The organism is Glycomyces sp. NRRL B-16210, from assembly GCF_000719515.1.
GTDB lineage: Bacteria > Actinomycetota > Actinomycetes > Mycobacteriales > Micromonosporaceae > Glycomyces.
Window position 1 is genome coordinate 192,329 of the sequence record NZ_JOGR01000001.1, and the last position, 24,576, is coordinate 216,904.

27 protein-coding genes and 1 pseudogene are annotated in these 24,576 nt (G+C 70.3%); 17 read left to right on the forward strand and 11 right to left on the reverse strand.

The window, feature by feature from the left end:
* Window positions 1-23: 23 nt before the first annotated feature.
* The gene (locus IF12_RS0100855; protein WP_030144377.1) at window positions 24-497 is read left to right on the forward strand and encodes a hypothetical protein; all 474 of its coding nucleotides are present in this window, start codon (window positions 24-26) and stop codon (window positions 495-497) included.
* Between the two features lie 109 nt (window positions 498-606).
* Here the strand turns inward: IF12_RS0100855 and IF12_RS0100860 are convergent, their stop codons facing one another.
* The gene (locus IF12_RS0100860) at window positions 607-1,443 is read right to left on the reverse strand and encodes a hypothetical protein (protein ID WP_030144378.1); all 837 of its coding nucleotides are present in this window, start codon (window positions 1,441-1,443) and stop codon (window positions 607-609) included.
* Between the two features lie 341 nt (window positions 1,444-1,784).
* On the opposite strand from IF12_RS0100860, the gene IF12_RS0100865 reads away from it, so the two are divergent.
* The 4 genes from IF12_RS0100865 (at window position 1,785) to IF12_RS0100880 (ending at window position 5,116) form a co-directional block, all read left to right on the forward strand.
* The gene (locus IF12_RS0100865; protein ID WP_030144379.1) at window positions 1,785-2,219 is read left to right on the forward strand and encodes a hypothetical protein; all 435 of its coding nucleotides are present in this window, start codon (window positions 1,785-1,787) and stop codon (window positions 2,217-2,219) included.
* A 60-nt stretch (window positions 2,220-2,279) separates the two neighbouring features.
* Entirely contained in the window at window positions 2,280-3,956 is a 1,677-nt protein-coding gene (locus tag IF12_RS0100870; RefSeq protein ID WP_051703806.1) for an AAA family ATPase, read from the forward strand.
* Window positions 3,957-3,998: 42 nt separating this feature from the next.
* On the forward strand, window positions 3,999-4,565 hold the full coding sequence (locus tag IF12_RS23615) for an Imm21 family immunity protein (RefSeq protein WP_051703807.1): 567 nt from the start codon (window positions 3,999-4,001) through the stop codon (window positions 4,563-4,565).
* A gap of 95 nt (window positions 4,566-4,660) precedes the next feature.
* Window positions 4,661-5,116, forward strand: a complete 456-nt coding sequence (locus tag IF12_RS0100880) for a GNAT family N-acetyltransferase (RefSeq protein ID WP_030144382.1) — start codon at window positions 4,661-4,663, stop codon at window positions 5,114-5,116.
* Between the two features lie 463 nt (window positions 5,117-5,579).
* On the opposite strand, the gene IF12_RS0100885 is transcribed toward IF12_RS0100880, so the two are convergent.
* Both IF12_RS0100885 and IF12_RS0100890 read right to left on the reverse strand, forming a co-directional pair.
* Window positions 5,580-6,158, reverse strand: coding sequence for a dihydrofolate reductase family protein (locus IF12_RS0100885; protein ID WP_030144383.1), 579 nt, complete (start codon window positions 6,156-6,158; stop codon window positions 5,580-5,582).
* A 148-nt stretch (window positions 6,159-6,306) separates the two neighbouring features.
* Window positions 6,307-7,260, reverse strand: a complete 954-nt coding sequence (locus IF12_RS0100890) for an erythromycin esterase family protein (protein WP_051703808.1) — start codon at window positions 7,258-7,260, stop codon at window positions 6,307-6,309.
* A gap of 80 nt (window positions 7,261-7,340) precedes the next feature.
* Here IF12_RS0100890 and IF12_RS0100895 point away from each other — a divergent pair, with 80 nt between their 5' ends.
* Window positions 7,341-8,051 carry a TioE family transcriptional regulator gene (locus tag IF12_RS0100895; RefSeq protein ID WP_030144385.1) on the forward strand — a complete coding sequence of 237 codons (711 nt, stop codon included), beginning with the start codon at window positions 7,341-7,343 and terminating at the stop codon, window positions 8,049-8,051.
* A gap of 2 nt (window positions 8,052-8,053) precedes the next feature.
* On the opposite strand, the gene IF12_RS0100900 is transcribed toward IF12_RS0100895, so the two are convergent.
* The gene (locus tag IF12_RS0100900; protein WP_030144386.1) at window positions 8,054-8,638 is read right to left on the reverse strand and encodes a TetR/AcrR family transcriptional regulator; all 585 of its coding nucleotides are present in this window, start codon (window positions 8,636-8,638) and stop codon (window positions 8,054-8,056) included.
* A 104-nt stretch (window positions 8,639-8,742) separates the two neighbouring features.
* Between IF12_RS0100900 and IF12_RS0100905 the strand changes: the two genes are divergently transcribed.
* Entirely contained in the window at window positions 8,743-9,921 is a 1,179-nt protein-coding gene (locus tag IF12_RS0100905) for an FAD-dependent oxidoreductase (protein ID WP_030144387.1), read from the forward strand.
* A gap of 49 nt (window positions 9,922-9,970) precedes the next feature.
* Here the strand turns inward: IF12_RS0100905 and IF12_RS0100910 are convergent, their stop codons facing one another.
* Together IF12_RS0100910 and IF12_RS0100915 are read right to left on the reverse strand one after the other, a co-directional pair.
* Window positions 9,971-10,798 carry an SDR family NAD(P)-dependent oxidoreductase gene (locus tag IF12_RS0100910; RefSeq protein ID WP_030144388.1) on the reverse strand — a complete coding sequence of 276 codons (828 nt, stop codon included), beginning with the start codon at window positions 10,796-10,798 and terminating at the stop codon, window positions 9,971-9,973.
* 100 nt (window positions 10,799-10,898) lie between these two features.
* Window positions 10,899-11,543 carry a TetR/AcrR family transcriptional regulator C-terminal domain-containing protein gene (locus IF12_RS0100915; RefSeq protein WP_197034560.1) on the reverse strand — a complete coding sequence of 215 codons (645 nt, stop codon included), beginning with the start codon at window positions 11,541-11,543 and terminating at the stop codon, window positions 10,899-10,901.
* A 69-nt stretch (window positions 11,544-11,612) separates the two neighbouring features.
* Here IF12_RS0100915 and IF12_RS0100920 point away from each other — a divergent pair, with 69 nt between their 5' ends.
* Entirely contained in the window at window positions 11,613-12,302 is a 690-nt protein-coding gene (locus IF12_RS0100920; protein WP_051703809.1) for a DUF998 domain-containing protein, read from the forward strand.
* Here IF12_RS0100920 and IF12_RS0100925 read toward each other — a convergent pair.
* Entirely contained in the window at window positions 12,290-13,078 is a 789-nt protein-coding gene (locus IF12_RS0100925; RefSeq protein ID WP_030144391.1) for an AraC family transcriptional regulator, read from the reverse strand. The two genes, IF12_RS0100920 and IF12_RS0100925, sit on opposite strands and share 13 nt — an antisense overlap.
* Window positions 13,079-13,128: 50 nt before the next feature.
* Between IF12_RS0100925 and IF12_RS0100930 the strand changes: the two genes are divergently transcribed.
* Together IF12_RS0100930 and IF12_RS0100935 are read left to right on the forward strand one after the other, a co-directional pair.
* On the forward strand, window positions 13,129-13,560 hold the full coding sequence (locus IF12_RS0100930; RefSeq protein ID WP_030144392.1) for a DUF2000 domain-containing protein: 432 nt from the start codon (window positions 13,129-13,131) through the stop codon (window positions 13,558-13,560).
* A 55-nt stretch (window positions 13,561-13,615) separates the two neighbouring features.
* Window positions 13,616-14,374: a YqjF family protein gene (locus IF12_RS0100935; protein WP_035748003.1), complete on the forward strand. Its 759-nt coding sequence runs from the start codon at window positions 13,616-13,618 to the stop codon at window positions 14,372-14,374.
* Here IF12_RS0100935 and IF12_RS0100940 read toward each other — a convergent pair.
* Window positions 14,329-14,862, reverse strand: a complete 534-nt coding sequence (locus IF12_RS0100940; protein WP_051703810.1) for an N-acetyltransferase — start codon at window positions 14,860-14,862, stop codon at window positions 14,329-14,331. The two genes, IF12_RS0100935 and IF12_RS0100940, sit on opposite strands and share 46 nt — an antisense overlap.
* A 193-nt stretch (window positions 14,863-15,055) precedes the next feature.
* On the opposite strand from IF12_RS0100940, the gene IF12_RS0100945 reads away from it, so the two are divergent.
* From IF12_RS0100945 to IF12_RS27110, 5 genes and pseudogenes are all read left to right on the forward strand, one after another.
* Complete coding sequence (locus tag IF12_RS0100945; protein ID WP_030144395.1) at window positions 15,056-15,466, forward strand: YciI family protein; 411 nt, start codon at window positions 15,056-15,058, stop codon at window positions 15,464-15,466.
* A 25-nt stretch (window positions 15,467-15,491) separates the two neighbouring features.
* On the forward strand, window positions 15,492-16,667 hold the full coding sequence (locus IF12_RS0100950) for a DUF6596 domain-containing protein (protein ID WP_030144396.1): 1,176 nt from the start codon (window positions 15,492-15,494) through the stop codon (window positions 16,665-16,667).
* A 125-nt stretch (window positions 16,668-16,792) separates the two neighbouring features.
* Entirely contained in the window at window positions 16,793-17,332 is a 540-nt protein-coding gene (locus tag IF12_RS0100955; RefSeq protein ID WP_051703811.1) for an AAA family ATPase, read from the forward strand.
* Window positions 17,329-18,348 (forward strand): hypothetical protein, encoded by a 1,020-nt coding sequence (locus IF12_RS0100960; protein WP_030144398.1) that lies wholly within the window; start codon window positions 17,329-17,331, stop codon window positions 18,346-18,348. The genes IF12_RS0100955 and IF12_RS0100960 overlap by 4 nt, the downstream gene beginning before the upstream one ends.
* 43 nt (window positions 18,349-18,391) lie before the next feature.
* Window positions 18,392-18,787, forward strand: a pseudogene (locus tag IF12_RS27110) (VOC family protein).
* Window positions 18,788-18,794: 7 nt separating this feature from the next.
* Here the strand turns inward: IF12_RS27110 and IF12_RS0100970 are convergent.
* Complete coding sequence (locus IF12_RS0100970; RefSeq protein ID WP_030144399.1) at window positions 18,795-19,394, reverse strand: HEAT repeat domain-containing protein; 600 nt, start codon at window positions 19,392-19,394, stop codon at window positions 18,795-18,797.
* A gap of 36 nt (window positions 19,395-19,430) precedes the next feature.
* Window positions 19,431-19,922 carry a GNAT family N-acetyltransferase gene (locus tag IF12_RS0100975; protein ID WP_030144400.1) on the reverse strand — a complete coding sequence of 164 codons (492 nt, stop codon included), beginning with the start codon at window positions 19,920-19,922 and terminating at the stop codon, window positions 19,431-19,433.
* Between the two features lie 104 nt (window positions 19,923-20,026).
* Here IF12_RS0100975 and IF12_RS0100980 point away from each other — a divergent pair, with 104 nt between their 5' ends.
* Window positions 20,027-21,721 carry a metallophosphoesterase gene (locus IF12_RS0100980; protein WP_051703812.1) on the forward strand — a complete coding sequence of 565 codons (1,695 nt, stop codon included), beginning with the start codon at window positions 20,027-20,029 and terminating at the stop codon, window positions 21,719-21,721.
* On the opposite strand, the gene IF12_RS0100985 is transcribed toward IF12_RS0100980, so the two are convergent.
* Window positions 21,722-23,269 (reverse strand): peptide MFS transporter, encoded by a 1,548-nt coding sequence (locus tag IF12_RS0100985; protein ID WP_051703813.1) that lies wholly within the window; start codon window positions 23,267-23,269, stop codon window positions 21,722-21,724.
* A 168-nt stretch (window positions 23,270-23,437) separates the two neighbouring features.
* Here IF12_RS0100985 and IF12_RS0100990 point away from each other — a divergent pair, with 168 nt between their 5' ends.
* Window positions 23,438-24,481 (forward strand): hypothetical protein, encoded by a 1,044-nt coding sequence (locus IF12_RS0100990; protein ID WP_030144403.1) that lies wholly within the window; start codon window positions 23,438-23,440, stop codon window positions 24,479-24,481.
* The last annotated feature ends 95 nt before the right edge of the window (window positions 24,482-24,576 follow it).

A 24,576-nucleotide genomic window follows, 5' to 3' on the forward strand; every position in this document is an offset into this window, starting at 1 on the left:
ACTGCGAATCGAGGAAATGCCTCTTGAATCCTGAACAGCCGCAACGCGACCACATCAAAGCGCTCATCGCCGGGGACCTCGCCCTCGCAGCCAAGGCCCGAACGCGGTTCGGGTCCCACGAGCACGAGTCCGCCTTGCAGCACCTTCGCGCGACCGTCGCCGTCTGCCTCGAATACCGCTTCGGCCCTGGCGCGGGGCTCGGCGCGGGCCGGGTCGACCGCGACGCGTTGGGCGCGTTCATGGTCGAGGTCCGGAAGTCGAGCCGCACCGTCGAACCGCCGGTCGACTTCCTCGCCGTCGAGGGCATCATCCGGTCCCTCTACGGCGAACCGCACCTACTCGATCCGCTGTCTAGCGCGAAGCGCAGCGCGGCCCTGTACGCGCTGCTGCGACACCAGGTCCGCGCCCACCCGTGGATCGCGGGCAACGCCGACACCATGATCGACCGAGCCCAACAGGTCATGAAGGCCTGGACTCATGAAGGCCTTGGCTCATGAAGACCTGAATTCATAGGGGCCTGAATTCCTAGAGACCTCAACTCATGAGGTCCCCGCACCTCGGCTTCGCGCCGGAGTCCGGCCCCTGAAAGCGACCGACCCGGGCTCGTCATGAGCCCGGGTCGGTTCGCCAGCGTTCGAACGGGAAGTGCTTTCCGTGCTTCGGAAGCGGCCGCTCCAACCTCGGCGCGTCGTCGTGCATGTGCCAGCGCAGCAGCGAGGTGTACGCGATGCGGTTGCGCAGGACCGTCCCTATCCCATCGTTCGCGGCCTCCTCATACTCCTTCGCCACCTTGAACCCGTGCGTCTCCAACGCGGTCAGCCCCGATTCGAGGAGCCACCGGCCCTCGGGCTCGGTGAGCGGTTCGACCGAATGCAGGTTCCCGTCATACGCTCCATTAAGGACCTTGTGCTCGATCTCCGCGCTGAGTTCGGTGGGGACCGGCTGGAAGTTGACGGGAATCCCGCAATCCTCGTGGTCGAACCCGATGAACCAACCGAACTCCTCGCCGTCGCGCTCGAACAGGCAGAACAGGCCCGGCGCCTGGGCCTCGGCCTCGCGGGTGAGGACGAATCGCGAGCGCTCGGGCCGGACCGTCGCCCTGAGCGCCCAAGCGGGGAGGGCGATCTTCCTGCCGACCGTGAGCAGCGTGAACCGCGCGTCGCGCAGCACCTCGCCGAGCTTGCCGGGCATGAACGACGCGCCGATCACCGCCAACGCCCTGCCGCCGGGGTCGGCGTGGGTGATGAGTTTGGTGACGAAACCGTTGAGCGCCTTCGGATGGCTCTGCCAGATCGGGAGCGTCAGCTCGCCGAGCGCCTGGCAGGTCTGGAGCTCGCGTTCGAACGCGTCGTCGAGGTCGATGAGGGCGTTGCCGATGCCCGCGAGCGCTCCCGCCATCCTGTCCATCTCCGCGTCGGCCTCGAGCCATTCCTCCTCGCTCACACCGCGTCCCGCGCTGCCCCTGGGGCGCGGGCGGGGCGCCAATGCTGGCGGACGGTGACGTCTTCGTCGCTTATTGCTGTACATCCGTGCAGTATCGGGGCAAGCGGCCCTCCGATCAACCCCAGTTCCGTGCGAATTCCGGGAGGCGACGAGAATTCGCCGGGCCCGGCCCGGGGCTGGCATACTCGTGAGGTCGGAACGGTCCCACCGGCCCCACCAGCACGTTCAGCGGCGTCGGCGGGTCGGCGCTCCGCCTCCGTCCCGCCGGTGTCCCGCCTCGCGAACCGCGCCTCGCGCCTACACACTTGTCAGGGCGGCCCCGCCCGGGCACGACCGGCCCCGTGCAGAAAGGCAACTCGATGAAGGTCCGCCACTCCTGGGTGATGGCGCTGATTCCGGGGCTGTTCATGCTCCTGGGCTTCGCCTTCATCGCGCCGCTCAAGTCCCCGGGCTTCGACCTCTCGCCGGAGTCGCTGGCGCCCGTGCTGCTCGTGCCGGCGGGCATCGGCGTGCTCTTCGGGCTGCCGATCCTGCTCTTCCACTGGGCCGAGTTCTACGGGGACCGGGTGCGGACCAAGGGCAAGCGGTGGGGCCCGTGGCAGGTGCTTCAGCCCGGCGAGCGGTTCGTCATCTGCCGCAACCAGGTCCAGATCCAGCGGCCCGACGGGACGCTCAAGAAGACCGGGCTTTCGAAGTGGGCGAGCGCCAAGCGGGACTGGCGGAGGATCGAGCAGTGGCTGCCGACGATCGACGCCATCCGAAGCGGGCGGTATTGAGTACGCTGAAACGCGCCGAAGGGGAACTTCGGCTGCATCCCTTCTCTACGCGGAGCGGACATGCCCTTCCACACAGCATCTGAATCGGCGTCGAAAGTCTGGAAGCGGGGGATCGAGCTGCTCGACGGCGGCGACCTCGTGCGCGCGTCGGACTGCTTCGAGCACGTGCTCGAGTACGATCCCGGCGCGGCGGACGCGTGGCTGGGCATCCACGCCTGCGGGAACGAGCAGGACACGGCGGTGCGCGAGATGCTCAAGTACCGCGAGAACGTGGGCCGGATGCGAAGCGCCACAGGGCTCGCGCTCGAGTCCTCTTTCGACATCGGCATGTTCGTCAGCCACCCGCTCTCCAGTGCCTACGACGCCTGGCTGGCGTACGTGGCCGGGCTGATCGACGCCGAGAGGTACGACCGCGCCAAGGAGGCGCTGGACTCGGCCTCCGGCCACAAGCCGAACGACAGGACGAGCTTCCTGCGGACCCGCTTGTGCTACAGCCTGAACGAGTGGCAGAAGGTGCTCGTGGCCGCGCAGGGCATCGCGAGCCCGACGCTCCACGACGAGGCGCAGTTCTACGTCGCCGCCTCATTGGTGCACCTGGAGACGCACTACGAGGCGCTGAACGTGGTCAAGGGCCTGCCGACCGCGCTGGACGACGACTACTTCGACGCGCACGTCGCCTACATCCACGGGGCCGCGCTGGAGCCGTTGGGGGAGAAGGAGAAGGCGATGAAGGCGTTCCAGCGCGCCTACCGGCTCGCGCCCAGGAACGCGGCGTTCGCCGCCCGTGCGCAGGCCCCGCGCCCGGTCGGTGCGGAGGGGCCCGGGGACCGGCGGGTGCTGAAGTCGATGCCGGGGATGGAAGAGGCCATTGAGGACCGCGCGGCGCTGCTCGCGGACGCCGGGCGGAAGCTGGACGCCATGATCGGCATCGAGCCGGTCAAGCGCCAGGTCAACACGTTGAAGGCCCAGTTCCGCATGGCGGCGTTGAAGATGGAGCGCGGACTCCAGGCGACGAACACGCCGCACCACTTCGTGTTCACGGGGCCGCCCGGCACCGGTAAGACCACCGTCGCGCGCATCATGGGCGAGATCCTGGCCGGGCTCGGGCTGCTCGACCACGGGCGCGTGGTCGAGACCCAGCGCGGGGACCTGGTGGGACAATACTTGGGGCACACCGCGATCAAGACCCGCGAGAAGATCGACGAGGCGACCGGCGGGGTCCTGTTCATCGACGAGGCGTACTCGCTGTCGAACCAGGGCTACTCGGGTGACAGCGACGCGTTCGGCGACGAGGCGATGCAGGAGATCCTGACCGCGGCCGAGAACCGGCGGGACCGGCTCGTGATCATCCTGGCCGGCTACACCGACGAGATCCGCGCGCTGCTGGCCACCAACCCGGGCTTGAAGTCGCGCTTCTCGACGGTGATCGACTTCCCCTCGTACTCGGTGGAGGAGCTCTCCGCGATCGCCGTCGTGGTCCTCAAGGCCGCGGGCGAGACGCTGTCGGCCGAGGCGGAGCGTTCGCTGCGGGAGGGCTTCGCGCAGGCCGTCGAATCCGGGCGGATCGACGACCTCGGCAACGGCCGGTTCGCCCGCGAGCTGAGCCGCCACGCGTGCGCGCAGCGCGATCTGCGCCTGCTGGAGCGCTACGGCGACACCGGGAGCCCGACGACGGAGGAGATGACCACGATCGAGGCCGCCGACATCGCGAGCGCCTACGGGAAGCTCCTGACCTGACGGTCCCGCCCGCGGGGTCAGAGAGTGGTCGGAGCGAATTCGATGGGGCCGGAACCGAAGTGGCTCGAATCGACCGGCGGGCCGACGGTCATCTTGCAGACTGCGGTCGCGGAGGCATGGGGCGGAACCGGCGAGGACCTGGACGGCGAGGTGGAGTGTTGGGGCGACTACGGCAGCGCCTGCAAGGTCGACGGCTGGCTCGGCGCAGTCGACTACGGCACCGGTTCCACGGCCGCGCCCGACGAGGCGCACCGGGCGCTCGTGCTGGGCGGCGAACCGCTCCGGTCGACCTATGCGCCCGAGCACCGGCTCGTGGTCCGGTGGCACTGGGCGAACTCGTTCGAGCACCTGTTCACGATGGTCGAGGAGCGCCTGCCGCGGGCCCGCTGGGGACCGCCGCTGGAGTGGGAGGTGCCGCCGGGCGGGCTCGTCATGATCGACGCGACCTGCACCCTTCACGATTACCGCCAGGAGTACTGGAAGGACCAGGACCCGGCCGTGCCGATCGACCTGCCGCCCGGTGATTACCGCGTCGAGACGGCGACGCTCGCGAGCGAGGACCGGAGGGCCGAAGCGATCGTTCACCGGTTCACGCAGGTCACGCGATGAACGAGCCCGGTCGAACCACAGCTCAGACACCGAATTCGACCAGTCGGCAACGCGATCCGAGCGGAAATGTCGGACCCCGTCGCTAGGGTTGGACCATGAACGACGCGCTCAGACTCGAAGTCATCACGCCTGACAATGTCGGCGCGGCCTGCAAGATCAAGGTCGCCCCGGACCAGGAGGCGTTCGTGGCACCGGTGGTGGAGTCCCTCGCCGAGGCCTATGCGTCCTACGCGACGGCATGGCCGCGACTGGTGTACGCGGGCGACGAGCCGGTGGCGTTCGTGATGGGCGGCTTCGACCCGAACGCCGAGATCGAGTTCTTCCGGTGCGGCATCTGGCGGCTCAACGTCGCGGCCGAACACCAGGGCAAAGGCTACGGCCGCTTCGCGACCGAAGCCGTGTTCGAAGAGGCGAGGCGACGCGGAGGGAACCGCGCCACGGTCTTGTGGAAGCCGGGCGAGAAGGGCCCGGAGGGCTTCTACAGAAAGATCGGATTCAAGCCGACCGGAGAAGAATTCTACGGCCAGCTCGTAGGAGCGATCGACCTCTAGGCCGGGCGTTGTCCGGGCTCGGTGATTCTCGTGACCGTGAGCCGGAGGTCGAGGCTGGCCTTCGGCCGGGCGTTGTTCGGGCTTGGTGGTCGTGGTGCCCGTGAGCGGGTTGTCGGGGCCGTCCTTAGGCCGAGCGTCATTCGGGCTCGGTGGTTCTCGTGGCCCTGAGCCGGGCGCTTTAGCCGCGGTTCCGTCACGTGCTGCGCCAATCGCGCCGGCGGCGGGAGCGCCGCCGAGGTCGGCCTGAGCCTCGCCATGGCGTTCCCTCTGGTGGGGGAGGCTTTCGGCGCTTCAGGGTGGATTGACGGCGGGCCTGCTCGTCGCCGCCGCTATCGTCGATCGGCGGGCGGCGGAACATTAGCCGGTGGGCTTGCGGTCGAGCTTTTTCGCTTTTCGAGTTGAATGGAATCTCCGCCCCTCCTCGTCCGGCCTGCGCGGCAGGGCGGACGAGGCGGGCGGGGCGTTATTTCTTCACTCGGTAGGTGAGGCAGGCGAATTGGCCGGTCGCTTTGGCCTCGACCAGTTCGAGGCGGTCGGCGAGGAGGCGTCGGGGGAGCAGCGGCGCCCCCACGCCGAGGAAGACCGGCGCCAGCGAGAGCACGACCTCGTCCAGGAGCCCGGCGTCGGCGAACTTGCCGACCAGTTCACCGCCGCCGACGACCCACCGGTCGCCCTCGCCCGCGGCGGCGGCCATCTCGGCGTGGACCGATGCGACATCGCCCGACGCGAAGCGGATGTCGGCCCCGGGCACCGCCGGCAGGTCCCGGCTCGTGAAGACCCAGGTCGGCATCGTGTACTCCCACTTCTCGGGGTGCTCGAGCAGCTTCTCGTGTTCGAGGATCCACTCGTAGGTCGTGGATCCCATGCACACGGCCCCCACTTTGGCGAAGAACTCGCCCATCTCGTCCAGAGGCGTCTCCTCGCCCTCACCGACCTCGTCGGGATGCCCTCCGGGAACGGCGAACAGCCATTCCAGTGAGTTGTCGGGGTCCGCGATGAACCCGTCGATACTGGTCGCGGTGTTGTATATGGTTTTCGCCATTCGGACAGCCAATCACGGACCACCGACATTCCGCGCCGCTTCGCCCCGCCTGGTCGAATCGGCCCGGAACATCGGTCGCGAAGTCGGCGACGAGCAGGAGGTCTCCGGCGAGGTCCGGGACGGGTTCGACCGCCGGCGCTCGTGGCGGTCAGCTCTCGCGGACGCGCAGGGCCGCTTCGGCTCCGTCGAGCCTTCCTTCGATGAAGAGGTAGCGGTTCCCGAGCAGGGCCTTGAGGATCGCGCCGGTGCCGTTCCAGCTGAGGTCCATGTCCGCCATGGTCATGCGGCTTCGCTCGTACTGGAGGTGGATGTTGTGGGCGGACACCACGGTCGGGCCCCGGTCGGCTTCGATGTCCCGGATGTCGAGCAGGTTCTCGGCCATGAGCGCGTCCCTGGTGGCCGACAGGCTGCTCCACCTCGCGCTGTTCTCGATCCGCTGCGCCGCCTGCTTGTGGTACCGCAGCAGCCCGAGACCCGAGGTGAGGTGCGTCTTGGCCCTGCGCCACGCGTCGAGCGAAGTCGCCGCGATCAGCTCGGGGGATTGGGCGTAGAGGGCGGTCCGCATGTCGTCGGCGAGGGTCCGCAGCTTCTCGGCCTCGGCCGTGTCGCCCGGTGACGCCGCCGGGTCGGTCACCGCCTCCATGTTGCCCCACTGGTCGTCGTCGCCGACCAGGCTTGAGAGGTCGAGACTGAATCCGAGGTAATCGCGGACGTATTCGAGGTCGCGCCGCGGGCTCGCGGCGGTGAACTCCAGCGGCGCGTCGATGCCGTGGAAGGTCAGCTTCTCCTCCGGGGATCGGGTCGCGTTGTACTCGCGCAACCAGGCGATCAACTGCCGGTTGCTCTCGAACTCGCCGAAACCATGGGTGAAGCCCTCCTTCATCGCCGCGTCGAGGGTGCCGGTTCCGTGCCGGACGTAGTCGTCCACGGCGAGCGCGGCCACTCGGTCGGTCTCGACCGCGATCGACCGGAAGCCGCGGTCGGCGAGTTCGGCGATCGTCTCGTTGCGGGCCCGGCCGAAATCCGGGTCTCCGTGCTTCGGCTCGCCTAGACCCAGCAGGTCGCACGAGGTACCGACGAGTGCTTGCGTGTGTTCTGCCATGGACTCAAACGTATCGTTGAAAGCTCGGTTGAGACTTGTATCGGGTCTGGAATTGAAATCGCGCGGTAAAGTCTCAATCGATGGACAACCTGCGGCCTTCGGATCTCGCTCGGGAGCACGGTCTCTCGACTCAAGCGGTGCGCAACTACGAGCGCGACGGCTTCCTCCCGCCCGCCGAGCGCACCCCCAGCGGTTACCGGGTCTACACCGAGGTGCACGCGGCGGCGCTTCGGGCGTTCCTCGGTCTCGTCCGGGCCTACGGCCACGCGGTCGCCGGGGAGATCATGCGCGCGCTCGCCGCAGGCGACCTCGACGGCGTCCTGATGATCATCGACCGCGGGCACGAGCAACTGCTCCGCGACCGGAGCACGCTCGAATCGGTGCGGGTCTCGATCGGACAGCTGACCGCTGAACCTGGGGACGCTTCAGGGCGGTCGAGGGACGGTGCGCCCTACAGCATCGGGGAACTTGCGCACCGCCTCCGCGTCACCCCTGCGACCCTTCGCAACTGGGAGGACGCGGGCATCCTCGTCCCTGAGCGGGACCTCGCCACCGGATATCGGGTGTTCCGCGCCGACGACGTTCGCGACGCCGAGTTGGCCCACCTTCTTCGCCGCGGCGGATATCCCTTGGGGCACATCGCCACCGTGATCGACCAGATCCGGACCGCGGGCGGCACCGAGGCGTTGGCGCTCGCCCTGGGGGACTGGCGGCGCAAGCTCACCCAGCGGGGCCTCGCGATGCTCGACGCCTCCGCGCAGCTCAGCCGGTACCTGAGCCTGCGCTCGTAACGCTACTTCGCCGCTGCGGTTGCGCTGCGCACCAAGGACTTGACGGTCCCTCCGAGGCGGTCTTCGCCGTCTTCGGTGAGCACCAGGTGGTGCAGGACGCCCACCAGCGCCAGCGCCAACGCCGCCGGGTCGACCGTCTCCGGGACCCGGCGCAGTTCTCGCTCTGCCTTCAGGTATTCGACTACCGCTCGTTCGATCGCTTCCAGCCCAGCGGTCCTGTCGCCCAGTACCTTGTGGACGCCCTGGATGAGCTCCGGGCGCAGGACCAGCAGCTTGGCCAGTGCCGCGAGGGTCTGGCGGGGGATCGCCAGCAGTGCCTCCGCCAGGTTCTCGGCCACGTCGCCTTTGCCCGCGCGTTCGGTCAGCGCCGCAGCGGCGGCGCTGACGGTGAAGGTGCGGTCGACCGCGTAGGCGGTGAGGAAATCGTCCAGGTCGGTGAAATGGGCGTACAGCAGCCCGGCCGCGACGCCGGCCTCCCCGGTGACGGCGCGTCCGCTCAGCCGGGCCGGTCCGTCGCGCAGCACCACCTGTTCGGCGGCGGCGAACAGTTGCTGCCTGAGCTGGGGAATCGCTATACCTCGGGGCACGTGGGCAAGTCTATAGGCCGATCGCGGCGGGCGCGCGCATTGAGTTTGAGCTATTGTTCATACTTGAAATGAACATGTGTTCATACTGAGGGAGGCTTACGGCGATGACGGATATCGGGAACGGGCCGCGGGCGGTCGTGGTCGGGGCGGGGATCGCCGGGTTGGCCGCCGCGCTGCGGCTCCACCGGGCCGGGTGGCGGGCGCTCGTGATCGAGCGCGCCCCCGCGCGGCGAAGCAGCGGCTACATGCTGAACCTCGTCGGCGGCGGCTACGACGCGGCCGAGCATCTCGGGCTGCTCCCCGAACTGTCTAAACGGGACCTCGGCGTATTCACCTCCATCCTCGTCCGGGCCGACGGTTCGTCCAAGCTCACGGTTCCGGCCGCGGTGGTCGAGGCCGCGGTCGGCGCGCGGGCGCTCTCGGTCTTCCGCGGCGACCTCGAAACGGTGCTCTACGAGGCGGTCGAAGGCACCGCGGAGTTCCGGTTCGGGACCACTGTGCAAGCGGTGGAGCAGGATCGGGACGGGGTCGCGGTCACCCTCGACGACGGCGCAACCGAGCGCGCCGACCTGCTGATCGGTGCGGACGGCCTGCACTCCAGCGTGCGGCGTCTCGTCTTCGGGCCCGATACCGATCACCGGGTCGACATGGGGCACATGGTCGGCGCGTTCCCGCTGGAGCGAGTGACGGATGGACTCGCCGAAGGCAGCGGCACCACCTTCATCGGCGTAGGCCGGACCGCCGCGGTCGTCAATCTGGGGCCGGGCCGGTCCTCGGCGTTCTTCACCTACCGCAGCGCCGACCCCGAGTCCGATCTGGAGCAAGGGCCGGTCCGGGCGCTGACCGAGGCGTTCGGCGACCTCGGCGGCGGGGTTCCCGCTGCGCTGGAACAGCTTCGGAGCGATCCTGGCAGCGCCTACTTCGACTCGGTGAGCCAGATCGTCATGGACTCCTGGAGCCGGGGCCGCGTGGTGCTGCTCGGCGACGCCGCCTGGTGCGTCACGCTCTTCGCGGGTTTCGGTGCGGCCCTTGCCCTAGCGGGCGCCGATCGGCTCGGGGAGGCCCTGGAGCGGCACGGCGCGGACGTTCCGGCCGCGCTCGCCGAATGGGAGCCGCTGCTGCGGCCCGAGGTCGGCAAGCGCCAGGCGTTGGCGCGCAGGGGCATGGCGCAGTTCGCGCCGACCTCGAAGGCCCAGATCTGGATGAGCGACCTGACGATGCGCGCCATCCAGATCCCCGGCATCCGGCAACTCGTGCAGCGCGCGATCCGGGCCTCGCGGTGACGTAGGGGGCGGGCCTGGGTGCCGCCCCCTACGTCGGCCGAAGGCGCGGTCAGGCCGCCTCGGGCGTGCCGTGCGCGGCGGTCGAGAGGCCCTGCCAGTCGCGCCAGGTCTTGAGCCGCTCGGTGTAGACCGGCTCGACCATCGGCAGGCCCTGCACGCCGAAGAAGACCCGCAGCGGCGGCTCCTCGGCGTCGGCCAGCGCGAGGAGGGCCGCGCCCGCGGCGGCCGGGTCGCCCAGGTCGAGTTCGGCCGCGTGGGCGGCGAACCCCGCGCGCAGCTTCGCGTACGCGGGATGGACTTCGGCGTGGACGGCTCCGGCGGCGCCTTCGGTGCGGTAGCCGCCGGGCTCGACCACGGTGACCTTGACGCCGAAGCCGGCGACCTCCTGCGCGAGGGTCTCGCTCAGGCCTTCGAGGGCCCACTTCGAGGCCGCGTAGCCGCCGCCGAGCGCCATACCGACAACGCCTGCGGCAGAGGAGAACTGGATCAGGTGGCCCCCGTCCTGCCCGCGCAGGTGCGGGAGGGCGGCCTGGGCGACCCAGACGGCGCCGAAGAAGTTCGTCTCCATCTGGTCGCGAAGGTCCCGCTCGGTGAGTTCCTCGACGGCGCCGAGCAGGCCGTAACCGGCGTTGTTCACCACTACGTCGATGTGTCCGAAGTGGAACTTCGCGCGGTCGACGGCGGCGGTGACGGCCGCCCTGTCGGTCACGTCGAGCGCGAGCGGAAGGACCGACTCGCCGTAGTCCCGCACGAGGGCCTTGAGCGCGTCGGGGTTCCGGGCCGTCGCGGCCACGCTGTCGCCGCGCCCCAGCGCGGCCTCGGCGAAGGCGCGGCCGAGCCCGCGCGATGAGCCGGTGATGAACCAGGTCTTGGTCATGAGGTGCTCCGGTTTCCGTCTCGATGGGTGCACCCTTATGACGGGACCGGAGGCCGCGATGTGACGGCCGGGAGTGTGAACCGCGCCATCGACCCAGCGGCTAGCTCGGTTCGAGCCGGGCTTTCATGCCGTCGAGGAGCAGCCGCAGCCCGTGGAGGAAGGCCGCCTCGCTCTGGGGGTCCCCGCCTTCGGCGATCGCGGCGGCGAAGGTCGGATTGGTTTGCAGCAGTTCGGCGGCGCCGGGAGGCGGCGAGTCCCCGTGGTCGTCGGCTTGCTCTGCCAGGACGAACCCGGTCACGTAATGGCCGAGGGCCATCACCGATCGCAGGGCCGCCGCCGGGCTGAAGCCGACCTCGACCAAAGCCGCGAGTTCGCCTTCGACCTTGGCGATCACCTCCGGCCCGGGACCGGTGGCCGTCACCAGGCGCGCGCCGTCGCGGTGGGCGAGCAGTACCCGGCGGTGCTCGATCGTCCTGCGCGCCAGCCAATCCCGCCACGCCTCGCCCTCGCGGGGGCCGCTGAAGTCCTGGGCGAGCTGGATCGTCGCCGACATCTCTTCGAGGAGTTCGCGTTTGCTGCGGAAGTGCCAGTACAGGGCCGGTGATTTCACGCCGAGCTCGGCGGCGAGGCGGCGCGTGCTCAGCGCGTCGAGTCCGACCTCTTCGAGCAGGACCAGCGCGGCCCGCACCACCGTCTGGCGGGTCAGGGCCGGGCGGGGGTCCGCTCCGGCGGTTCGATCGGTCACGAGACAGCACCTTAGCACTGCTCAGCTATCCTTAGCGGTGATAAACGCTTATCACTGATAAGGAGTACGATGACCACCTCTTCGCCCCGGCCCCACCTCGACCGGGTCCTGCTCTCGTGCGGGTTCGCGCCCGCCCTGTTCGCGGCGGTACTGCTCATCGAGAGCTTCACGCGAGCCGGGTACGACCCCTGGGCGCACTTCGGCAGCGAACTGGCCAACGGCGAGCGCGGCTGGACCGTGATCGCCGCGTTCATCTGCGCCGGAGCGCTGACGATCGCCTTCGCGGTCGGCCTGCGGCGATCCCTCGCGCGCGGTCGGGGCGCCGTCGCCGCGCCGATCCTGTTCGGGCTCTTCGGGATCGGGCTCGTCGTCGCCGGGGCCTTCGTGGTCGATCCGAAGCCCGGCTACCCGGCCGGGAGCACCGGCGCGGTCTCGACGCTCGCGGGGACGATCCACGACGCCAACCTCCTCCCCACCTGGCTGGTCATGACCGCGGCGATGGCGGCCACGGCGCGGCGACTCGCCGCCGAGCCCGGCGGACGGCCCTGGGCGGTCTACACGATCGCGGCCGCTGTCATTTCCATTGGGGCGCTGATGACCGCGCTCGCGGTCTTCGACTCCGCGACCCAGACCGGCGCTTGGCACGGCCTGTGGCAGCGGATCGCCATCACGATCGGCTTCACCTGGTTCGGCGCGATCGCGTTGCAGCGGTTGCGATCTAAGCGGAGCAAAGTGGACGATCGAGCTCAGGCCGCGTAGCGGGCCGGCGTCGTGCCCACCACGCGCTTGAAATGCCGCGTCAGGTGCGACTGGTCGTAGAAGCCCGTGGCCGCCGCGACCGCGTGCGGGGCCATCCCCGCCAGCAGCAGGCGCCGAGCCCGGTCGATCCGGCGCGTCACCAGGTACTGGTGCGGGGCGATCCCGAACTCATTGCTGAAGGCCCGCACCAGATGCGCCGGATGGGCGTACAGCATCCCCGCGGCCTCGCGCAGGCTCACCCCGGCGGCGATCCGCTCGTCCAGCAGGTCCCGCATCTGATGCGCGAGCCTCCGATGCGGTTGGGGCGCAGGGAGGTCGACCCGGTTCAGCAGATGCCTTCGCAGCGACTCGGTGATCAGCTCCACCCGGCTCTCGGCCTCCAGTTCCTCGCCCGGCAGACGCAGGGCCTCGTGAAGCCGATGGACCCGTTGCCGCAGTGCCGGATCGGGCATCTCCGGGCCGTCCACCGCCCGGCCGATGAGCGACTCGTCCAGCAACGTCGCGTCCAGGTACAGCACGCGCTTGCGGAAACCGTGCGGCGTCGCCGACTGGCCGTCATGCGGGACCCGCGGCGGCAGCAGCGTCACCGAGCCCGCGGGCGCGCCGTGCTCGTGCCGGTCCAGGTCGTAGCGGACCACGCCCTCGTCGATGATCAGCAGCGTCCACGTGTCGTGGACATGCATCGGGTAGGCGTGGTCGGTGAAACGGGCGTGGAAGGCCTCCGCGACCCCGCCCACGGCCGGGCGCCACGCCCTGACCTCCGGACCCGCGACCACGTTAAGAACGTACAAGACGCGCGGGCGCGGCGCTTCGTACCGTTGCCCGCATGGAACAAGCGAGCGCACCCGTCCGATTCGACACCAAGATCGCGGTGCTGCTCCGCGACGACCTCGCCGTCTGGCAGCGCCTCAACGTGACGGCCTTCCTGGTCAGCGGGATCGGCGCCGCCGAGCCGGAGGTGATCGGCGAGCCGTACGCCGACGCCGACGGGACCGAGTACCTTCCGATGTTCCGCCAGCCGGTCGTCGTGCTCGAAGGCGCGGAAGAGCAGGTCACCGCCGCGCACGCCAAGGCCGTCAAACGCGGCCTGCGGCTCTCGGTCTTCACCGCCGAGCTGTTCACCACCGGCAACGACCAGGACAACCGCGCCGCCGTGCGCGCCGTGCCCGCCGACAAGCTCGACCTGGCCGGGATCGGCGTCTACGGCCCGCGCAACGCGGTCGACCGCGTCGTCAAGGGCGCGCGGATGCACCCCTGACCGCGATTCTCCGGGTTGCGGCGGGCCCGGATCGCGCGGCTGCGATGCTGGCGGGGTGCCCGCCGATGCCGCGCCCTACGACGCCGAGTCCCCAGAGCCCGTGACGCCCGAAGCGCCGGAGCCGATCGCCCGCCCGCTGCTCACCCAGTCCTGGCTCGACGTGGCCTTCCTCCACTGGGCCGTGCCCGTCGAGCAGGTGGCCGCGCTGCTGCCGGCCGGGACCGCGCCCGACACCTTCGACGGCGTCGCGTACGTCGGCCTCGTTCCCTTCAGGATGCACCGCGTCGGATGGCTCGGGCTCCCCGGAATCCCTTACCTCGGCAGCTTTCCCGAGACCAACATCCGCCTCTACTCGGTCGACGGGCAGGGCCGCCGCGGCGTGGTCTTCCGCTCCCTCGACGCCTCGCGCCTGCTGCCGGTGCTCGCTGCGAGGATCGGCTTCCGCCTGCCGTACCTGTGGTCGCGCATGTCCCTTCGGGCCCAAGGCGACCTGCGCACCTACACGAGTTCTCGGCGCTGGCCCGGGCCTCGCGGGGCGCGCAGCCGCTTCACCGTGCGCATCGGCGAACCGGTCGCCGAACCGACGGCGCTGGAGCACTTCCTCACCGCGCGTTGGGGTCTGCACAACGCGATCGGCGACCGGCTGCTGTACCTGCGCAACGCGCACCCGCGCTGGCCCCTGCGCCGCGCCGAACTCCTCGAATGCGACGAGGATCTGATGAGCGCGGCCGGATTCCCTGGGGCCCTAGGCGAACCGGTGAGCGTGCTCTACTCCCCGGGCGTCCCGGTGCGCTTCAGCGCCCCGGCCGGCTGATCGAGACTCCGTCGCATTTGGGCGCACATGGTCTCGTAGCGCTCGATCTCGCCGTTCGGCAGCTGCTGGTCCCAGCCGTCCAGGATCCTGCCGTACGCCTCGTACCCGAGGCGCTCGTAGAACGCGCCGTTGCCGGGGTTGCCCTCCTCGTAGCCCAGCTCCGCGAAAGCGCGACCGCGGCGGCGGATGCGCTCCTCCAAGGCCGCGACCAGGAACGTCCCGATGCCGCACCGCTGGAGGGCCGGGTGCACCGCGAGCTGCCAGAGGTAGCCCGCGTCCGGAGCCGGCATGAAGTCCACGCCGCCGATCGCGACCGGCACCCCCGAAGGCGGGCAGACCGCGAGATAGTCGACCTCGCCCGCGTCGGCGCGATCGAGTTGGGTCGCAACGGAGACGAGGTGCAGGCCGCCGCCGGACCAGCCGCACGTCTCCAGATCGTCCCGCGTCAGGTCCCGGGATTCGAGGGGCAGTGCCACTTCGCCGCGCATCGCGTCTCCTTCGCTCCTGGACCCGAGCCTTTCAGGCGGGGACCCGCCTCGCAACGGAGTAAACGCGCGCCTCGTCGCCGGTTCGATGAAAAAATTCCGGCGGGAGCGCCGCAGGATGTCGAGAACCGGGGACCGGCTCCGTCTCCCAGGTGTCGGCGGCCGAACGCGCCGCCACGGAACAGAGGAGAGAACCATGGCCAAGTACCTGCTGCTCAAGCACTACCGCGGCGGTCCGACGCCGCACCCGAACGCCGCGGCGGGGATGGACGAGTGGACGCCCGAGGAGATCACCGCGCACATCGACTTCATGCGCAAGGTCGCCGACGACCTGCGCGAACGCGGGGAGTTCGTGAGCGAGCAGGCGCTCGCCCCCGAAGGCGAGTTCGTGCGCTACGGCGGCGAGGGACGGCCGCCGGTCACCGACGGGCCGTTCGCCGAGACCAAGGACCTCATCGCCGGGTGGATGATCATCGACGTGGACTCGAAGGAGCGCGCCTACGAGGCCGCCGCCTACCTGTCCTCCGCGCCCGGGAAGGACGGCAAGCCCCTGCACGAGTGGCTCGAGGTCCGGCCGTTCTACGGCGTGCCGCCGGTGGTCGAGTAGCGCGGCCGAGCAGACCGACCCGATGATCGACGACAACCTGCTGCGGGACCTGACCCCGCAGGTGCTGGGCGTCCTCGTCCGCCGCGGAGCCGACTTCTCGGCGGCCGAGGACGCCGTCCAGGACGCCCTCGTGGAAGCCCTGCGCCGCTGGGAGGACGGGGCTCCCGACGACCCGAGGGCCTGGCTCGTCACCGTCGCCTGGCGCAGGTTCCTCGACGCGCGGCGCTCCGCCTCCGCCCGGGCCCTGCGCGAGATCGCGGTCGAGCGCGAACCGGGCGCGGGCCCGGCCGAGCAGGCCGACGACACCCTCCTGCTGCTCAGCCGCTGCTGCCACCCCGCGCTCACACCCGCCTCGGCCATCGCGCTGACGCTCCGCGCCGTCGGCGGCCTGACGACCGCGCAGATCGCCCGCGCGTTCCTCGTGCCGGAATCGACCATGGCGCAACGCATCTCGCGTGCCAAGCGGACGCTGGCGGGGGAGCGGTTCGAGCGGCCGGGGGACGTGCGAGCGGTGCTGCGGGTGCTGTACCTGATGTTCGACCAGGGATTCGTCGGGGCGAGCCCGAATGCAGGCGAGGCCGACCTCGCGGAGGAGGCGATCCGGCTGACACGGCAGTTGGCCGCCTCGGTGCCGGACGACCCCGAGGCCGCGGGCCTGCTCGCGCTGATGCTGCTGCACCACGCGCGCCGCGCGGCCCGGTTCGACGCGTCCGGCGACCTGGTGGCGCTGGCCGACCAGGACCGGTCCCGTTGGGACACAGCGATGATCGCCGAGGGCGTCGAGCTGCTGCAAGACGCGCTCGCGCGAGACCGCTTGGGCGAGTACCAGGTGCAGGCCGCGATCGCCGCGCTGCACGACGACGCGGCCTCGGCCGAGGAGACCGACTGGACGCAGATCCTGGAGTGGTACGACGAACTCGCGCGGATCGTCCCGGTCAATCCCGTTGTGGCGCTGAACCGCGCGGTCGCAGTGGGCCATGTGGACGGACCGCTCGCCGGGCTGCGGGCCGTCGAGGAACTGGACGCGGCCCTCCCGAGGCGCGAGGCCGTGATGGCGTATCTGCAAGAGCGGGCGGGGAACACGGCCCAGGCGGCGCGCTTGTACGCGGCGGCGGCCGAGCGCGCGCCGAGCACCGCCGAACGGACCCACCTGCTGAAGCAGGCCGCCCGCCTGAACCAGAACCGAAGCACCCCAAGCTGAAGCGTTCGGTTGCTTGCGTATCGGCCGACACCGCGAATGACCGGGATTCCCGGTGGCCCCCGATGCCGGTTCAGCTTGCGCGGGAGGGCATGGCAGATTGCGGAGAACACCACTGGAGGTTCCCGATGGCCCGCCCTCAGATAATCGCGTTCGCCGGCCTGCCCGGGACGGGCAAGTCGACCTTGGCCGAAGCGCTCGCTCGCGCGTCGCGAACGCCGGTGTTCGCCGGCGACTGGCTGATGGGGGCGCTCAAGCCGTACCGGGTGTTCGACGGCATGGACCGGGAGACCTACGTCGCGCTGTACGGCGGCCTGGTCGAATCGCTGGTCGTGCGGCAACTGCTGCTGGACCAGTCGGCGATCACCGACAGCGTGATCGACGACGGGACGGCCGAGCGCTGGAGCTGGCTCGCGGTCGAGCATGACGCCGAGCTGCGCGTCATCGAGTGCGTGTGCAGCGACGTCGAACTGCACCGCAGCCGAGTCGAAGGTCGCAAGCGGAACATCCCCAACTGGCACGAGATCGACTGGGCGCACGTGGAACGGATGCGCGAGGAGTTCCCGCCCCTGACCGTCGACCGGCTGACCGTCGACGCGGTCGAGCCGATCGAGGCCAACCTCGACAAGATCCACGCACACCTCACGACGCCGGCGGTGCGACCTTGATCCCTCCCGAGTTCGAGCCGCCCCGGACCGACGACCACCACCCGGGCGCGCTCATGCTGCCGACGCAGTGGTCGGCACTGCCCGAACCGGTGCGCGGCCGCATCACCGCGGCTCTCGGGGGAGCACCGGCCAAGATCGAGTCGCAGCATTGGGCCGTCCGCTACGAGATCACGGGCAGGATCGTATACGACGACTTCGTAGCCCGGCTCACCTCGAAATCGGGGGCGGCACTGCTGGTCAAGGCGGCGGGGCCCGAACATCGACATGCCCGCGCCGCGTATCGGCGCGAAGCCGCCTTCCACGCCGCCCCGCCTCCCGGCGTGCCCGTCCCGGAGCCGGTCTTCGCCGAGGACATCAGCGAGTGGACCGTCCTCGGCGTCGACACGGCCGAACCCGCACCGAAAGCCGGTCCCACATCGGACGCCGACGTGCGGCGCTGCCTGGACGCTTGGGCCGTCGCGTCCGAGGCGCTGAACCGGATACCGGTATCCCAATTGGAGCATGAGCCGATCCGCAGGGACACCGAGCGATTCGACGTCTTCCGCGGCATCGCCTCCGGCGGGCGAACGTGGCTCCATGACGCGATGCCGCGCCGCCTCAAGGGAAGAGCGGAGGACCTGGCGGCGATCGAATCGGGGATCGACGGACTGTTCGACACCGACGCGGCGACCCACGGCGATCTGGGCCGACTGCGAGTGCATCTGGAAGACGACCGGGCACGGATATCCGGCTGGGGCCAACTCCAACACTGCCCACCATGGACGGACACGGTCCGCGTACTCGCCAACATGGGCATCGCCGGCAACAGGACCGACCGAGCCGAATCGCTCTTCTGGGACCACCCCACTTCAGAAGGCGTCACCGGAGCGCAGCTCGACGCGTTCCTGGCGGCGACCGCCGGAGTCATGCTAGAGATCGCCCACGCGCACGCCTTCGATCGCATCGTAGGCGGCCACTCCCAAGGGCTGCTCAACCACACCGCAGGCTGGCTGGCCGACCGCCGCGGCTGGTCCTGACCGAGACCGCCCCCTCGGACCGGATCGGCGTTAGCCTGGGGCCATGGGCACTCCGCGGCTTTCGCTGACCTCCATCACCATCGGCGCTCCGGACCCGCGAGCGCTCGCCGAGTTCTACGCCCGGCTCCTGGGCCGGCCGGTGACCGTGGTCGAAGGGCCCGGGCCCGACGAGCCGCCCGAGGCCGGTTGGGCGCAGGTCCGCACCGGCGACGGGCCGACCCTCAACTTCGAGTACGAGCGGCGCTGGCAGACCCCGGTCTGGCCCGCCGAGGCGGATCGGCCCATCGCCACGTAGCACCTCGACATCTGGGTGGACGACCTTGAAGCCGCAGCGGCACATGCGGTCGAGCAAGGCGCCACTCTGTCGGAGGTGCAGCCGCAACCGGACGTGCGGGTCCTGTTCGACCCGGCCGGGCACCCGTTCTGTCTCTTTCTGTGACCGCATTTTACCAGGGGCGCTTGGGGATACGGCTGTGTTTGCGCAGGTACGACAACGCCCACTGCGACTCCTGCCTCAGCAGCGGCGTCAGGTCGGGCTCTCGCAGGAACGCCTCGTACAGCGTGACGCCCCGGTCGGGGTCCGTGTCGGCGACGGCGCGGATCGCCGCGCTGCGGACCACGAGGTCGCGGTCGCCGAGGGCGCTCTCGATCGCCTCCCGGGCCTTTGGGTTTGAGTGCCCGGCCAGCGCCTTCACCGCGTTGTAGCGGTGCACGTAATCCTCGTGCGCGGCCTGCTCGCAGAGCACCGCCGTCGCACGCGGATCGTCGATGCCGCCGAGGATCACGACCTCCGTGATACCGACATCGCCCTTCAGGCGTGCCAGGAACGCTTCCGGCGCAACCGTAGCGGCGATGTGGAGGGCGGCCGACCAGCCGTCCACCAGATCCCGGCCGCGAGCCTTCGTGTCGAGCGAGGCCTTTGCCCGGCCGTAGTAGAGGTCGAAGACGCGCTCGGCTCCCGCCGGTCCGGCCGCGATTAGCGCCTGCTCACCGTCCGGCTCCCAGTCGAGCACCTTCACGATCGCAGCATCGACACCCTCGTTCATCCGCCAATGGTGCCACCGCCGGTTTCGAAGTTCGGTTCAGCGGTTGAGGCGCATTGCCGGTTCTTCCGGGATCGTGAAGCCCAACTGCTCGTACAGGTTCCGGCCCTCTACGGAGGCGCGCAGTTCGATCGACGGCACGCTCTGCTGGTCGAACCATTCGAGGAGTGCGGTCATGCACGCCCGGCTGTATCCGCGCCTGCGCCAGTCCAGGTCGGTACTGACGTTGAAGATCCACCCCGATCGCCCGGTCCGATTGCCCGGCGACGGCAGCCGCTCGCTGATGACCCCCGTCGCGCAAGCGGCCAGCCCGCCCGAGCCGTCCGGGGCGTCGACCACCGTGACCGCCATCGTCGGCTTGTCCTCGCCCAGGCGCAGCCGCAGCGCCTCGGCGGCGTCGGCCTTCCAGGCGGGGTCGCCCGAGCCCGTCCAAGCGGCGCCGCTCGCGTCCCTCCAGGACTCGTACATCACCTCGCGGAGCCGGACGATGTCGTCGATGTCGTCGAACTCGGCGTGCCTCGCGTTGACCATGCCGGGAGCCTACGGCGTTCGCCCGCTCGCCGCCGCCGCGTATCCGACAGGAAGCGCGCGCGGCGGGTTCCCGTGGCGCGCAAAATCATGCCATGATGGGCCCTATGTCCCGCCCTCCCAAGGACCGCCCCCAGGACCTCAGCCCCGAAGCGCTCCGCTTCGTCCCGCAGCAGCCCGTGCGCTGGCTCTCGCCGCGCACCCTCCTCGACACGAGCCTGCGGTTCGGCCTCGCTCGCGTCTTCGGCGGCTATGTGGACAAACGCGAGATCATCGGCGGCAGACCGCAAGGGGTGTTCGACCACTCCGACGCCGAGGAGCTGTGGATCGACTACGTCGCCGACGTCGGCGACGGCTTCAACGCGACCTACTCGATCGCCTACCTCATGGCCCAGGACCACCTCGACGTCGGCGGCGAGCGTCTGCCGCGCGGGTCGGTGCTCGTCATGGGCGGCGACGAGGTCTACCCGGCCGGGGACTGGCTCGAGTACGAGCAGCGCATGAAGGGCCCCTACGAGGCCGCCAACCCCGGGAACCCGGTGTCGCTCTATGCGATCCCCGGCAACCACGACTGGTTCGACGGCCTCACCGCGTTCGCGCGCCAGTTCACCGAGGGCCGCACGGTCGGCGGCTACCGGACCTTCCAGAAGCGCTCGTACTTCGCCCTGGAACTGCCGCACCGCTGGTGGCTGTTCGCGGTGGACGCCCAGTTCGACACGCACCTGGACCAGACGCAGATCGAGTACTTCCAGCGCGCGGCCGAGCAGATGCGCCCCGGCGACCAGGTGATCCTGTGCGTGCCGCAGCCCTCGTGGCTGTGGACCGACCACGACCCGCGCTCGTTCGACCGGATCGACCACTTCATCCGGGACGTGATCGCCGCGCGCGGGGCGCGCGTGCCGCTCATCCTCACCGGCGACCGGCACCACTACGCGCACTACGCCGAGGTCGACGGCAGCAGGCACCTGATCGGCGCGGGCGGCGGCGGGGCCTACCTCTCGCCGACGCACACCCTGCCCGACCAGTTGACCGCGCCGAAGCGCTCGGTGGCCGAACCCGATGCGCGCGAACGGGAGTACCGCCTCACGCAGACCTATCCGTCGAAGTCCCGTTCGATGGGCTACGCGTTCGGGATCTTCGGGCGGCTGCCGTGGCTGAACAAGGGCTTCGTGGTGCTCATGAGCGTGATCGCCCTCATCGCAACGGTGTCCATTCTGGAGGGCACCGGCACGTTCGTGGCCGCCGCGGCGGTGCTGCTGTGCGCCGGCGTCGTGTTCGCGCATCCGGGCGAGGGACGGCGCTCGATCAAGCACTACGTGCTCGGCGCCCTGCACGGCGCGGCCCAAGTGGGCCTGGCCTGGGCCGGGGCGAAGGCGATCAGCGCGCTCGACTCGGTGAACTTCCTGACCTACCTGGCGTACCTGCCGGTGGCCGGGCTCGTCGGCACCTGGCTCGTGGGCCTGTACCTGGTGGTCGCGAACCGCGTGGGCGTCAACGCGAACGAGCTGTTCGCGGGCATGTCGGTGATCGACCAGAAGTGTTTCCTGCGGCTCAAGGTCGGCAAGGACGGGGTCACGGTCTACCCCATCGGCCTCGACCGGGCCGGCCGCTCGTGGGAGGCCGATCCGCAAGGGGCCGCGACCGACTCGTGGATCCGGCCGACCGAGCCGCTCAACCCGCGCCTGATCGAGCCGGGCTTCGCCGCGGCGCATCCGGGCCCGCGCAGCGAGACGCTGCCGAAGCAGGGCCCGGTGCAGCGCCTGGTCGCCCAGGCCGGCGAGTGGTTCAACGGCCGCACCTGATCACCCGCCGCGTTTGAACTCGGGCTCCGGCGGCGTCCCCAGCGTCGCCCGCGGCCCGTGCCCGCCCTGGCCCATGAGCCGGTGCAGGGCCGGGCTGAAGACGGCCAGGACGATCGCGGTGAGGATCGCCAGCCCCGCGAGGATGTAGAAGAACGCCTGCTCGCCGAACCTCGGCACCAGGAACGAGTACCCCTGCCCGCCAAGGGGTGTGCCCACCGCCGGGGCGATGAACCACACGCCCATCATCTGTCCTTTGAGGCTCTTGGGCGCGAGCTGCGTCGTGACGCTGAGGCCCACGGGGGAGATGCACAGCTCGCCGAAGGTCAGCACCAGGTACACCCAGGCCATCCACCCGAGCGCGACCAGGACGCCGTCGTCGGCGCGGCCCTGGAGCCAGCCGAGGAACACGTACGCGAAGCCGGTGAGGAACACGCCGATCGCGAACTTGTACGCCGCGCCGAACCGGTCGCCGACGCGCAGCCACAGCGCCCCGAAGATCGGCGCGAAGATCAGGATGAAGATCGCGTTGAAGTTCTGGACCCCGCCGGCGGGCAGGTGGAAGCCCCACGAGTCGAGGTCGACCGAGTTCGCCGCGAACTCGGTGAGCACCGAGCCCATCTGGAGGTACAGCATCCAGAACACGACCGCGGCGGTGAACAGCCCCACGTAGGCGCGCAGCCCGGCCTTCTCGGCGGGCGTGACGTCCTTGGCCTCGCCGAAGATGTACACGAAGTACCAGATCGCGGCCACGATCGAGCCGATCGTGACCACCGTCGGCACGGTCGAGAGCGTCAGCGTCCCCGTCCACGCCCAGACCGCGATCGCGACCGCGCTGATCAGCAGCGCGATGAGGACGATCCTGACGGTCTTCCGCTTCTCGGCGGCGTTGAGCGGTCGCGAGGGCCCGATGCCGGCGTTCGTCAGGCGCGGCCAGCCGCGCACGTACCACAACAGGCCGAGCGCCATCCCGACCGCGGCGGCCCCGAAGCCCAGGTGCCACCGGTCCTCCCCGGCCAGGTACGGGGTGACGAGGATGCCGAGGAACGCGCCGAGGTTGATGCCCATGTAGAACACCGAGAACCCCGAGTCGCGGCGCGCGTCGGAGTCGCCGTCGTAGAGCTTGCCGACCATGACCGAGATGTTCGGCTTCAGCAGGCCCGAACCGGCCACGACCAGGAACAGGCCGAAGAACACCCACGCCGCGCCCCTGACGGGGATCGCCATGGACAGGTGGCCGCACATGATGACGATGCCGCCGATGAGGACCGCGCGGCGGGGCCCGAGCACCCGGTCGGCGAGCCAGCCGCCCGGCAGCGCCGTCAGGTACACCGCGCCGGAGTACAGCGAGGCGATCGGGACGGCCACCGTCGCGGGGAGCCCGAGGCCGTTCTGCGCGATCGAGGCGGTGAGGAACACCAGGAGGATGCCCTGGAGCCCGTAGAAGCTGAACCGCTCCCACATCTCGGTGCCGAAGAGGACGGCGAGGCCGCGGGGATGTCCGAAGAACGTCTTCGCGCGGCCGGCGGCGGGATACTCGCGGTGGGACATTCGGTGCTCCCGTGGTCCGAGCGGGTCGGCGCGGCGCGCGCCGATACCTGCCGACGGTAACGGCTCCTCTCGCCCGGGGGAGTGGAATTCGGCAACGGGTCATCCCGGATTCGATGCGCTGCGGCCGTTTGTCTGATATGCGGAGCCTTGTGGTCTACGATCCGGTTCATGAGCGACGATCCGTACTGGAACCCCGGGGGTGCGGGCGAGCCCTCGGGCCGCTTCTCCGGCGGCGACCCCCTCGTGACCGACACCTTCGAAGGCTGGTGGCACGCCTCCCTCGACGTCGTGCAGCGCTCCTGGCGCACCGTGGGACTCGTGCTGCTCATCGGCGTGGTCCTGCCACGCTGGATCCTCGGCGCGTACAACAGCACCGTGCGCTCCCCCGAGACGAGCGCGACCGTCGACAACTGGGGCGAATGGGTCCGCGAGTACTCCCCGGGCGTCGCGGCCGGGATCATCGGCGGCCTCCTGACCCTCGCGGTGCTCTACGTCGCCGGGTCGGCCGCGCTCGGCGCGGTGCGCACCGCCGCCGCCGAGGCCGCCGGCGGGTTCCTCAGCCTCGGCGAGGCCTTCAAGTTCGGGTTCGGGCGCGGCCGGCGGTTCTTCCTGTGGCTGCTGCTCGCCTGGGTCACCATCACCGTCGGCCTCGTCCTGTGCGTGCTGCCGGGCCTGTGGGCGGCCTTCGCGCTCAGCCTCATGGCCCCCGCGATGGTCTTCGAGGCCCGCCGCAGCCCCTACGCCCGCTCGATCCAGCTGACGCACTCCGCGTTCTGGCCCGCCCTGGGCCGGATCGTCATCATCGTGCTCGTGGCGATCGCCGCGAACCTCATCATCGCCCTCGTCGGCCTGCTCCTGGCCGGCCTCTGGCACGGGATCTTCGCGCCCTGGCTCGCGGCGGTCCTCACCATCCTCACCGAGGCGATCATGTCGCTGCTGCTGCTGGTCCCGATGATCTGGATCCTCGCCGCCTCCCTGTGCACGTACGCGTGGCTGCGCGGACGCTCCGAGTCGGTCTCGGCCACCTCGCTGTCGGCCGAGGCCGCCGGCGTCACCGCGCCCGCCGCGCCCGACCCGTACAGCCAGCAGGGCCAGTATCCGCCCGGCGGGCAGCCGCCCTACCCGCCGAACGACTCGGTCACCGACGCGGCCGAGCCCATCGACCCGGCCGACCCCGGAGAACCCGGCCACCCCGGCCATCCGGGCGCCTGATCCGACCGCCGACGCCGGGGCCTCGCGCCCCGGCGTCGCCGTTCCTCCCGCCGCGGCCGGTACCCGCCGCGCTTTCCACCACTTGTTTCACGCCC

Excerpts from the sequence above, each read along its gene's own strand:
- IF12_RS0100945 (WP_030144395.1), top strand. The coding sequence starts at position 15,056 with ATGGCCAAGTACCTGCTGCTCAAGCACTACCGCGGCGGTCCGACGCCG.
- IF12_RS0100890 (WP_051703808.1), bottom strand. The coding sequence starts at position 7,260 with ATGGCAGAACACACGCAAGCACTCGTCGGTACCTCGTGCGACCTGCTG.
- IF12_RS23615 (WP_051703807.1), top strand. The coding sequence starts at position 3,999 with ATGGGGCCGGAACCGAAGTGGCTCGAATCGACCGGCGGGCCGACGGTC.
- IF12_RS0100990 (WP_030144403.1), top strand. The coding sequence starts at position 23,438 with ATGAGCGACGATCCGTACTGGAACCCCGGGGGTGCGGGCGAGCCCTCG.
- IF12_RS0100985 (WP_051703813.1), bottom strand. The coding sequence starts at position 23,269 with ATGTCCCACCGCGAGTATCCCGCCGCCGGCCGCGCGAAGACGTTCTTC.
- IF12_RS0100910 (WP_030144388.1), bottom strand. The coding sequence starts at position 10,798 with ATGACCAAGACCTGGTTCATCACCGGCTCATCGCGCGGGCTCGGCCGC.
- IF12_RS0100895 (WP_030144385.1), top strand. The coding sequence starts at position 7,341 with ATGGACAACCTGCGGCCTTCGGATCTCGCTCGGGAGCACGGTCTCTCG.
- IF12_RS0100885 (WP_030144383.1), bottom strand. The coding sequence starts at position 6,158 with ATGGCGAAAACCATATACAACACCGCGACCAGTATCGACGGGTTCATC.
- IF12_RS0100975 (WP_030144400.1), bottom strand. The coding sequence starts at position 19,922 with ATGGTCAACGCGAGGCACGCCGAGTTCGACGACATCGACGACATCGTC.
- IF12_RS0100980 (WP_051703812.1), top strand. The coding sequence starts at position 20,027 with ATGTCCCGCCCTCCCAAGGACCGCCCCCAGGACCTCAGCCCCGAAGCG.
- IF12_RS0100955 (WP_051703811.1), top strand. The coding sequence starts at position 16,793 with ATGGCCCGCCCTCAGATAATCGCGTTCGCCGGCCTGCCCGGGACGGGC.
- IF12_RS0100905 (WP_030144387.1), top strand. The coding sequence starts at position 8,743 with ATGACGGATATCGGGAACGGGCCGCGGGCGGTCGTGGTCGGGGCGGGG.
- IF12_RS0100940 (WP_051703810.1), bottom strand. The coding sequence starts at position 14,862 with ATGCGCGGCGAAGTGGCACTGCCCCTCGAATCCCGGGACCTGACGCGG.
- IF12_RS0100880 (WP_030144382.1), top strand. The coding sequence starts at position 4,661 with ATGAACGACGCGCTCAGACTCGAAGTCATCACGCCTGACAATGTCGGC.
- IF12_RS0100970 (WP_030144399.1), bottom strand. The coding sequence starts at position 19,394 with ATGAACGAGGGTGTCGATGCTGCGATCGTGAAGGTGCTCGACTGGGAG.
- IF12_RS0100920 (WP_051703809.1), top strand. The coding sequence starts at position 11,613 with ATGACCACCTCTTCGCCCCGGCCCCACCTCGACCGGGTCCTGCTCTCG.
- IF12_RS0100930 (WP_030144392.1), top strand. The coding sequence starts at position 13,129 with ATGGAACAAGCGAGCGCACCCGTCCGATTCGACACCAAGATCGCGGTG.
- IF12_RS0100870 (WP_051703806.1), top strand. The coding sequence starts at position 2,280 with ATGCCCTTCCACACAGCATCTGAATCGGCGTCGAAAGTCTGGAAGCGG.